Source organism: Streptomyces sp. CB02959, from assembly GCF_002803155.1.
Taxonomy (GTDB): domain Bacteria; phylum Actinomycetota; class Actinomycetes; order Streptomycetales; family Streptomycetaceae; genus Streptomyces.
Map to the genome: position 1 here is coordinate 229820 of NZ_NNBP01000009.1, position 7017 is coordinate 236836.

Annotated in this window: 2 protein-coding genes; both read left to right on the forward strand. The window is 75.2% G+C overall.

Annotation, left to right across the window (positions count from 1 at the left end):
• Positions 1 to 50: 50 nt before the first annotated feature.
• Positions 51 to 5261, forward strand: a complete 5211-nt coding sequence (locus CG747_RS17110) for a type I polyketide synthase (RefSeq protein ID WP_100602590.1) — start codon at positions 51 to 53, stop codon at positions 5259 to 5261.
• Positions 5262 to 5492: 231 nt separating this feature from the next.
• Positions 5493 to 6614: a tyrosine-protein phosphatase gene (locus CG747_RS17115; protein ID WP_100602591.1), complete on the forward strand. Its 1122-nt coding sequence runs from the start codon at positions 5493 to 5495 to the stop codon at positions 6612 to 6614.
• Positions 6615 to 7017 lie beyond the last annotated feature (403 nt).

The window sequence follows — 7017 nt, forward strand, 5'->3', positions numbered from 1 at the left end:
TCCACCTGCCGGATCCCCCAACCGACGCAAGCGCTCGACATCCGGGAGTGATGGTGCCCGTCCACACCGATGACTATGTGATCGACCCGCCGTCCGACGGCACTGGCACGCCGGGGGGCCGCACGCTCCCCGAGGTGTTCGCGTCCGCCGTGGCGTCCGCGCCCGATGCGGTGGCCCTCGTCGACGGGGACCGCTCGTGGACGTGGGCCGAGTGGCGGGCGGACGTCGACGCGCTGGCCCGCGGCCTCCAGGAGTCGCACGTCGCGCCCGGCGACGTGGTGGCGGTGCGGCTGCCGAACAGCTGGGAGTTGCAGACCCTGCACCTGGCGGTCGCGGCCGTCGGGGCGGTGCTGCTGCCCCTGCACCAGGGCACCGCGGTGGGTGAGGTCCGCGCGCTGCTGGACCGCGCGGAGCCCGTCCTCCTCGTCCTGTCGGGCGCCGAGGGCGAGGGTCCGGCGACGGCCCGTGCGCTGTTGGACGGCGTGCCGTCGCTGCGCGGGGTGTTGCTGGCCGGCGGGCCGGCGACCGGCCGTGCGGAGCCGGGGGTCGGTTCGTTGGACGGGCTGCTGGCGGCCTGGGCGGGCAGCGGGCCCCGGCCGGTGGAGGTCACCCCCGACCTTCCGTTCGTCCTGGTCCCGTCGTCCGGGACGGCCTCGTCGCGACCCAAGCTGTGTCTGCACAGCCACGACGGCCTGCTGTCGAACACCGCGGCCGTGACCGCCGAGGCCGCCGACGCCTTCGCAGGCACGGTCCTCGCGGCCTGCCCGATGACCCATCTGTTCGGCCTCCAGGCCGTGCACGCGGCGCTGTCCACCGCCTGCCGCCAGGTCGTGCTCACCGACTGGGACGCGGACCGTTTCCTGGCCCTGGCCCGGGAGCACGACCCGCGCGTCGTCTTCGCCGTCCCCACGCAACTGTGGGACGTCGTCGGCCGGTTGGAGTCGTCGGAGGGGCCGGCGGGGTTCGCCCCCCACCAGGTGCGGACGGCGGGCGCCGCGGTCGCGCCCGCGCTCGCCGTGCGGGTGCGGGCGGCGCTCGCCTGCGAACTGGTCGTGGTGTGGGGGATGTCCGAGATCGGCACCGGCACCCGCACCCGGGCGCAGGACCCCGACGGCAGTGTCGGCGGCCCGGTCGACGGCGTGGAACTGCGGAGCGTCGACGCGGACGGCGCGGTGTGCGCGGCGGGCGCGACCGGTGAACTCCAGTACCGGGGGCCCGGGCTGTTCCGCGGCTACTTCCGCGATCCGGAGCTGACGCGTGCGGCCCTCACCGACGACGGGTGGCTGCGGACCGGCGACCTCGCTGCCGTCGACGCGGACGGGGTGGTGGTGCTGCACGGCCGGACCGCCGAGTTGATCAATACGGCGGGCCGGAAGTTCGCCGCCCCGGAGGTCGAGGGGCTGCTCGCGGGCCTCGCCGGCCTGGGGCCGGCGGCCGTGGTCGCAGCGCCGGACGACCGGCTGGGGCAGTATCCCTGCCTGGTCGTGACCGAGGAGGCGGACCCCGCCCTCGGGCTGGGCGAGGTGACGGCGTTCCTGCGGGGGTTGGGGGTGGCCGAGCACAAGATCCCCGTCGAACTGGTCGCGGTGCGCACGCTCCCCCGCTCCTCCGCCGGCAAGCTCGACCGGCGGCGGCTCACGGAGCTGCTCGCCGGTGGTGCGGCGCCAGCGGTGTCGGCCCGGCCCGGCGCCGTCCCCCCGGCCACCGTCGAGGAGGCGCTGGACCTCGTGCGGGACTGCGTCGGCCGGGTGCTCGGGGAGGGGGGCGCCGCGGTTCCGTTCGCCCCCGACGCGGACTTCCGTCGGCTCGGCCTCGACTCGCTCCGCTCGGTACGGCTGCGGAGCCTGCTGTGCGAGGAGACCGGGTTGCCGTTGCCGGCCACGCTGGCCTTCGACCGTCCCGATCCGCTCTCCGTCGCCCGCGCACTGGTCCAGCAGGAAGACCCGCCCCGCGCAGCCGCGTGGGGCGTGCCGGCCGACGGTGCCGACCCGGTGGCGATCGTCGGCATGGCCTGTCGGCTGCCCGGCCGGGCGGACTCCCCCGAGGCGCTGTGGGACCTGTTGGCCGGCGGTACCGATGCGATGTCCCCGTTCCCGGACGACCGGGGCTGGGACCTGCAGCGGCTGTTCGACGAGGACCCGGACCGCCCCGGGACCTCGTACGCCCGCGAAGGCGGGTTCCTGCACGACGCGGGCGACTTCGACGCGGGCTTCTTCGGTCTGTCCGACCAGGAGGCGACGGCGACCGACCCGCAGCAGCGGCTGCTGCTGGAGGCGGCCTGGGAGACGTTCGAGCGGGCCGGCATCGAACCGGGGTCCCTGAAGGGCAGCCGCACCGGTGTGTTCACCGGCGCGATGGACCGCGGCTACGGCGCGCAGGCGTCCGCCGTGCCCCGCGCGTGGGAGAGCATGCTGATCACCGGCGCTTCCGCCAGTGCGATCTCGGGGCGCATCGCCTACACCTACGGGCTCGAAGGCCCCGCGCTGACGGTCGACACCGCCTCCTCGTCGTCCCTCGTCGCCCTGCACCTGGCCTGCCGGTCCCTTCGGTCGGGCGAGAGCGACCTGGCGCTGGCCGGCGGCGTCACCGTCATGGCGACCCCGACGCCCTTCGCGCACTTCTCGCGGCTGCGGGCGCTGTCCCCCGACTCCCGCGCCAAGGCGTACGCGGACGCCGCGAACGGTTCCGCGTGGTCGGAGGGCGCGGGGCTGCTCCTGCTGGAGCGGCTGAGCGACGCCCGGCGCAACGGCCACCGGGTCCTGGCCCTGGTGCGGGGATCCGCCGTGAACCAGGACGGTGCCTCCAACGGGCTGACCGCGCCGAGCGGCCCCGCGCAACAGCGCGTCATCCGCGAGGCGCTGGCCGACGCCGGACTGCTGCCGCAGGACGTGGACGCCGTGGAGGGGCACGGCACCGGCACACCGCTGGGCGACCCCATCGAGGCCCAGGCCCTGCTCGCCACCTACGGCCGGGAGCGGCCGGCGGAGCGGCCGCTGTGGCTGGGGTCGGTGAAGTCGAACGTCGGTCACACGCAGGCCGCCGCCGGCATCGTCGGCGTCATCAAGACCGTGCTCGCGCTGCAACACGGCGTGCTGCCCAGGACCCTGCACGTGGACGTGCCCTCGACCAAGGTCGACTGGTCCGCCGGTGCGGTACGGCTGCTGACGGAGGCCCGGCCCTGGCTGCGCGAGGACGGAACGACGCGGCGGGCGGGCGTGTCCTCGTTCGGGCTCACCGGCACCAACGCGCATGTGATCGTCGAGGAACCGCCGGCCGCCGCGGCGCAGGAGCCGACCGGTGAGGTGCCGGCGGGCGCGCCGGCCGGGGCCCCGGAGCCGACCGGTGAGCCGGCCGTGCCGTGGGTGGTGTCCGCCCGCAGTCCGGCGGCGCTGCGCGCGCAGGCACGGCGGCTGGCCGAACACGTGGCCGCCGACCCGGCGCTGCGCGCCCAGGACGTCGCCCACGCCCTGGCCACCACCCGTGCCGTGCACCGGCACCGGGCCGTCGTCAGCGGCGCCGACCGAGACCAACTGCTCGCCGCGGCACTCCGGTTCGGGCGGGGCGAGGGCTCCTCCGGAGTCACTCCGCACGACGCCGCGCCGGGCGACCTGGCCTTCGTGTTCTCCGGGCAGGGCAGCCAGCGCAACGGCATGGGGCGCGCGGCCGCCGAGGCGTTCCCCGTCTTCGGGCGGGCCCTGCGCGAGGTCTGTGCCGCGCTGGACCCGCTGCTGGAACGGCCGCTGACATCGGTGATGTGGGCGGCCCCCGACTCCGATGAGGCGGCCCTCCTCGACGACACGACCTACACCCAGCCGGCGCTGTTCGCCGTCCAGGTCGCCCTGTACCGGCTGTTCGAGTCGTGGGGCGTGGCCCCCGACCACCTGGTGGGGCACTCGGTCGGCGAGATCTCCGCCGCGCACGTGGCGGGCGTGCTCGGACTGCGGGACGCGTGCACCCTGGTGGCGGCCCGGAGTCGGCTGATGGGCGCCCTGCCGCCCGGGGGTGCGATGGTGGCGGTGCGCATCACGGAGGACGAGGTGCTGCCGTGGCTCGCGGAGGTGGCGGACTCGGTGGCGGTCGCGGCCGTCAACGGGCCGCACTCCCTCGTGCTTTCGGGCGCCGAGGAACCGCTCGTCGCCCTCACCGACCGGCTGGCGGCCGCCGGCCACAAGACCCGTCGGCTCACGGTGAGCACCGCGCCCCACTCGCCACTGATGGAACCCATGCTGGCCGCGTTCCGCGAGGTCGTCGGGGCGCTGTCGTTCTCCGCGCCCGCCGTTCCGCTCGTCTCCACCGTCACCGGCCGGCCGTTGACCGAGGCGGAGGCGCGGGATCCGGAGCACTGGGTGCGGCACGTGCGGCGGTCCGTGCGGTTCCGGGACGCGATCGACCGCCTCCGGGAGGCGCGCGTCACCGGGTTCCTGGAGTTGGGCGCCGAGCCGGCGCTCACACCGATGATCGACGAGTGCCTGGAGTCGGATGCCGCGCAGCCGGGGGCGGCCGTGCTGCCGAGCCTGCGCGGCGGGGCGTCGGAGCGGCAGGCCCTGCTCACCGCGGTCGCCCGGCTACACCTCCACGGCGTGCCGGTCGACTGGGACGCGGTGCTGCCCGGAGTGCGGGGTGTGCCGCTGCCCACGTACGCGTTCCAGCGGCGGCGGTTCTGGCTGGCGCCGGTGCCCGTGGGCCCGGCGGACCGCGTTGCCGAGGGGGCGGGCGCCGGGTCGGCCGGCGACGCGGCGGCGGCCGACCCGGAGCCGTCGGGCCTGGCGTCCCGCCTGTCCGGTCTCGACGACGCCGAGCAGGACGCACTCGTGCTGGCCTTGGTCCTCGCCGAGACCTCGGCCGTGCTCGGCGGCCAGGAGCTGTCCGCCGACGACGGCCACCGCACGTTCAAGGAGTTGGGCGTCAACTCGGTGAACGCCGTCGAACTGCGCAACCGCCTGATCGCGGCCGCGGAACTGCGCCTGCCCGCCACGCTCGTCTACGACTACCCCAAGCCGAACGCCGTGGTCCGCCTCGTGCGCGACCGGCTCGCGCCGGAGGTCGCTCCCGGTCGCGATGTGGCCTCGCTCGTCGCCGAGTTGGACGCCCTGCTCGCCGCCGGCGCGGAGGTGCCGGCGGAGGCGATGGCGCGGCTGAAGGCGGTGACGGCCGGGGCGCGGGGGGCGGACGGTGGTGCCGACCCCGGCTCCGGTGCGGCGCTGGACCTGGCGTCGGCCAGTGACGAGGACCTGTTCCGTCTGATGGACGCGGAGAGCTGACGGGCAGGTGGGGCAGGCGCCTTCCGGGGCGCCCACCACCGTCGACCAAGGCCGGGGTTCCGGCGCGGGGTCCGGTCGTCCTTAGGTCGACCGGGCCCCGCACGGCCCGTTGCCCATGGGGAGCGCCGGCAGCGCCTGCGCGTCGGCCCGCCGGACGCGGTGCCCCGGAGTGGCCCGACCGCTGCACAAAACTAGCTAATTCCTGTCTATTTCGGACCGTATGGTCTCGTCATGAATTCTCCTTCCACAGCGGCGGTGTTGTCCGCCCGCCGCATCGCCATCTCGTTCGTGGCCGCCGTATCGGCGGTGGGGGGCGCCACGCCGCTCGCCGCAGCCGACCCCCTCGGGCCACCCCCCGAAACCAGCCAGCACGCCCCGCGGACGCCGCTCACCGCACACGGAATACCGTTCGCCGACGCCACGGTGACCCAGCAAGAGGACGGCTCGTTCCTCGTGGCCTGGAGGGCGCCTGGCGTCGCCTCGGTGACCGTGTACGCCGACGGCCGGGCCGTGGCGCGCGGCGGTTCCGAGGCCCGCGTCACCGTGCGCGGGCTGCCCGCCGTCGACCGCCAGTGGTTCCGCCTGGTCCCCGACCAGGGTGACCCGCTCACCCTCGCCGACCGCTCGCTGCACCTGCCGAGCGCGCCCAACTTCCGCGACGTGGGCGGCTACCGCACCACCGACGGCCGGTGGGTCAAGATGGGCGTGCTGTACCGCACCAATGGCCTGCACGGGCTCTCCAACGCCGACCTGGCCGTGCTCCAGCGACTGGGCATCCGTACGGATCTGGACCTGCGCATGCCCGCCGAGCGCGCCGAGGCCCCGGACCGGGTGCCGGCGGGCGCGCGCTACGTCACCGCCGACGTCATGGGCGGGGACGTCGATCCTGTACTGCCCGCCACGGCCGCGGCGTCCGCGCGGATGATGGCCGGCACCTACCGGACGTACGTCTCCAAGGGCTCCGCGCTCGACGCCTACCGCACGCTGTTCCGGCTCGCCGACACCCCCGAGGCCGTCCCGATGGCCTTTCACTGCACGGGCGGCAAGGACCGCACCGGCTGGGGCAGCGCCGCCCTCCTCACGGCCCTGGGGGTGGACCGCGACACGGTCATGCGGGACTACCTGGCCACCAACGACTACATGGCGGCGCACAACGCCGAGTCCCTCGCCAAGGAGACGCCTGCCACGGCCGCCCGTCTCAAGCCGATCCTGGACGCCAGGATCCGGTACCTCAACACGGCCTTCGACGAGGTCAAGGCGGAGTTCGGCACCTTCGACACCTATCTTCGGCAGGGGCTGGGCCTGAGCCAGCAGGACGTGGAGCGGCTGCGCGAGACGCTGCTCGTCGCCTGACCGGCCGCCCGGCCCGCGGACGGGCCGCAGACAGACTGCTGAGGGACGGCAGTGGGAACGTACGGAGAAACGGCCCTTCCGGCGCGCTGCCGGAAGGGCCGTCGTCGTTGACCGTGACGTGCCGGCACCGTGGTTCCCGCGGTTCCCGTGGTTCCCGGCCGGCATCCGCGGGGTTTCCCCTGGCGGATGCGACCCGGCAAGTCGGGCCCCTCGGTGCGTTTTCTCCGCTCGCGGGCGTTGGAAGGAGATCACGCCCCGCTTCGACCGCTGAGCACGGTGCGCCCTGCGGGGTTCCCTCGCCCTGAGCGCGCGGAAAGTCCGTTGCTCCGGTGCGTCGCACCGGAGCAACGGACTTTCCGCCTGCGCGTTTCCGCTTCCCGCTTCGCTCCTTCCGGCTTCGCCC

Coding starts and splice junctions, on each gene's coding strand:
- CG747_RS17110 (WP_100602590.1), top strand. CDS start 51: ATGGTGCCCGTCCACACCGATGACTATGTGATCGACCCGCCGTCCGAC.
- CG747_RS17115 (WP_100602591.1), top strand. CDS start 5,493: ATGAATTCTCCTTCCACAGCGGCGGTGTTGTCCGCCCGCCGCATCGCC.